Below are 3,191 nucleotides of genomic sequence, written 5' to 3' on the forward strand. Positions count from 1 at the left end.
GGCTCATCCCAATCGGGGGTGTAGGAGTTGGGGTCCGAAGCCGCCGGTCTCGAGCAGGCTTCGGGCGATGTAGTTGGTCAGGTTGCGGAACCCGAGTGCGGAGCCGCGCAGGTGTTCGAGCCGTCCGTTGAGTGCCTCGGTCGGCCCGTTGCTGGTGCCGGGTCGTTCGAAGTAGGCGAGCACGTCGGCGGCTCGCTTCTTCAGGGTCCGGCCCAGGGTGGTGAGCTCGGTGAGCACCTTGGGGACGCCGGCGCTGAGGTCGGTGATCAGCTTCTCCATGAGCTCGCGGCCACGTTGCCGGTCCTCGTGGCGATAGGCGGCGATCATCCGCTGGTAGACACCCCAGGTCGCCTCGACCTCGACGTGAGCGTCATCAACGAACAGCGCGCGTAGCCTGTCGCTCTGCTTGTCGGTGAGCAGGTCCGAGCCGGTGTGCAGCGTGCGCCGCGACTTGTAGAGCGGATCGTCCCTGAACCCACGGTGCCCGTGGATCGCGAGTTGGACCCGGCGCCGGCACCTGTCGAGGGCGTCACCGGCCAGGCGCACGACGTGGAAGGGATCCATCACCGTGACCGCGTCCGGGATCTCCTCCGCAGCGGCGGTCTTGAACCCGGTGAAGCCGTCCATCGCGACCACCTCGACCGCGTCACGGAAGGCGTCGTCGCGGTCGGCGAGCCAGGTCTTGAACGCCGCCTTCGACCGGCCCTCGACCATGTCCAGCAGCCTTGCTGGGCCGGCGCCATCGCGGACCGGGGTGAGGTCGATGATCACGGTGACGTACTTGTCGCCACGCCTGGTGTGGCGCCAGACGTGCTCATCGACGCCAATCACCTTCACGCCCTCGAACCGCGTGGGGTCGTTGATCAGCAGCCGCTTGCCTTCGGCCAGGACCGCGTTGTTGGCGGTGTCCCACGCGACCCCGAGTCCCTCGGCGACACGGGCGACGGTGAGGTGTGCGACCACGATCCCTTCCAGCGCCCACCGCAGCCCGGTGCGCGAGAGCTTCGCGCGTGGCTCCGCCGCGGCGCTGGTGTCTTGGCGCCACACGTGTCCGCAGTCTGCACAGCGGTAGCGGCGCACTACAACTTCCAGCACGGTCGGTCGCCAGCCCAGCGGCTCGTGGGCCAACCGCCGGATCACGGTGTCACGAGCGGCGCCTTCGCTGCCGCACCGTCGGCACCACTGATCTGGTTCCACCACGCGGCACGCGAGGACCGCACGATCCGGTTCAAGTCGTTGCCCGATCACGCTCAGACCGAGGCCGTCGAGTCGAGCGAAGGCGGTCAGGTCAGGGCGGCCGAAGCCGGGCGGCGGGGTAGCGTCGGGCACGTCGAGGTCTTTCCGATGGATGGCGTAGGAACCTCCATCGTCGGGAGACCTCGACGTCTATCTGCGGACCGACTCGGCGGGGCGCGATCGTCTCGTGCGTTGGCGGACTACGGGAGCTTGGACGCGAGGACGTCGGCCGCCAGGATCTCGGGTGCTGCGCCGAGGAGGTGCTGGTTGGCCATCAGGGCTGCGACGATGGCGCCGTTGGCGTGGGCGTCGCGAGCGGCTTCGTCGGGGAATGCATCGAAGATCCAGAAGGTGTCGGCGTGGGTCCTGACCGCGAACCAGACAATCGTTCCTACTTCTTCGTTGGCGAGTGCGACAGCGCCGGCGAGCAGATCGGCGACCGCGTCGTGCTGTCCATCGGCCGCGACGATCTTGGCGACGAAGGCATACGGAAGTGATGCGGGTGTGGACATGAGGGACTCTCCTTGACGTCGGGGTTCTTCGTGGGACGAGTTCAGCGTATGACGAGCGAGGGCCGGTGGGGAGTGGCGTATACGGCAGTATTGCTATTGTTTACGTCATGCGTATCGGACTGATCGCGATCGACGGCTGCTTCGGTTCGGCTATCGCGTCGATCATCGACATCGTGCGGGTGGCCGACGGAGCCCGCGGCGATGTCGACCCGCGGATCGACCCGATCGAACTCGCCATCCTCGGACCGAAACGGCGAGTGACCACGACGGCATCGATGACCCTGTCGGTGGACCACCCGCTGCCGGAGTCCGGAGAGTTCGACGTGGTCGTCGTCCCTGCGCTTGGAACACTCACGGCCGCCGCGACCCACGACGCCCTCCAGAGTCGAGATGCTCGTTCGGTCATCGCCTCACTCGGGCGCCTCGAGGACGCGACCACCCGGATCGCCGCGGCGTGCACCGGCGTGTTCGCCGTCGCCGAGACAGGACGGATGCATCATCGGCGGGCGACGACCAGCTGGTTCCTGGGGCCGGAGTTCCGGAAGCGCTATCCGACCGTCGCCCTCGATCTCGACACCATGGTCGTGGTCGACGGGAACCTCGTCACCGCCGGCGCCGCCTTCGCCCACATCGACCTCGCGCTCTCACTCGTGCGATCGATCAGCCCCGACCTGGCCCAACATGTCGCCAAGCTCCTCATCATCGACGAGCGCCCGTCGCAGGCGGCTTTCGTCGCCTACGAACATCTCCGGCACGAGGACCCGATCGTCGTCGAGTTCGAACGCTTCGTGCGCGCCCGCCTGGACGAACCGTTCAACGTCGCCTTCGTCGCGCAGTCGCTCGGCACCAGCCGGCGCACCCTCGAACGACGAGTCCGTGCGGCGCTCAACCTCACTCCGCTCGGCTTCGTCCAACGGCTTCGCACCGAACGAGCTCGACACCTCTCAGCAACCACGGACCTCACCTCCGCCGAGATCGCGCTACGGGTCGGCTACGCAAACGCCGAGACTCTGCGCTCCCTCCTGCGCAGGGAGCGACGCCGTTCCTGACCTATCGCCATGCCTGTAGCTTGTGTCCTAGCGCTCGGTTGGAACCACCTCTCAGCACGTCGCGTCGACGCTCCTGCGTCGCCCCTGGACTACCCACTCGACACGCCCGCAGCACAGCCCATGTGACGTGCCCCGGCTTCCCGGACGGTCGGGGTTGGGTGGCTGTGATGTCGCTGCGTTCTCGTCGAGAGGGTCAGCAGACCCGATCAGAGCCGATTGGGATGAGCCGCGAAGGCGGTTAGGTCAGGGCGGCCGAAGCCGGCCGGCGGGGTAGCGTCGGGCACGTCGAGGTCTTTCGGATGGATGGCGTAGGAACCTCCATCGTCGGGAGACCTCGACGTCTATCTGCGGACCGACGCGCCCGGCCGACCTACACCTTCATCTGGGAAGAGCC

Annotated in this window: 3 protein-coding genes; 1 reads left to right on the plus strand and 2 read right to left on the minus strand. The window is 67.4% G+C overall.

Annotation, left to right across the window (positions count from 1 at the left end; genetic code table 11):
- Positions 1-3 precede the first annotated feature (3 nt).
- Entirely contained in the window at positions 4-1,329 is a 1,326-nt protein-coding gene (locus ACYVD1_RS34495) for an ISL3-like element ISPfr2 family transposase (RefSeq protein ID WP_193106984.1), read from the minus strand.
- Between the two features lie 107 nt (positions 1,330-1,436).
- A complete protein-coding gene (locus tag ACYVD1_RS34500) occupies positions 1,437-1,748 on the minus strand; it encodes a putative quinol monooxygenase (RefSeq protein WP_033107114.1) in 312 nt (103 codons plus the stop codon).
- 107 nt (positions 1,749-1,855) lie between these two features.
- Here ACYVD1_RS34500 and ACYVD1_RS34505 point away from each other — a divergent pair, with 107 nt between their 5' ends.
- Positions 1,856-2,797, plus strand: a complete 942-nt coding sequence (locus ACYVD1_RS34505) for a GlxA family transcriptional regulator (protein WP_460778678.1) — start codon at positions 1,856-1,858, stop codon at positions 2,795-2,797.
- Positions 2,798-3,191 lie beyond the last annotated feature (394 nt).

The sequence above is a fragment of the Nocardiopsis nanhaiensis genome (genome assembly GCF_054778635.1).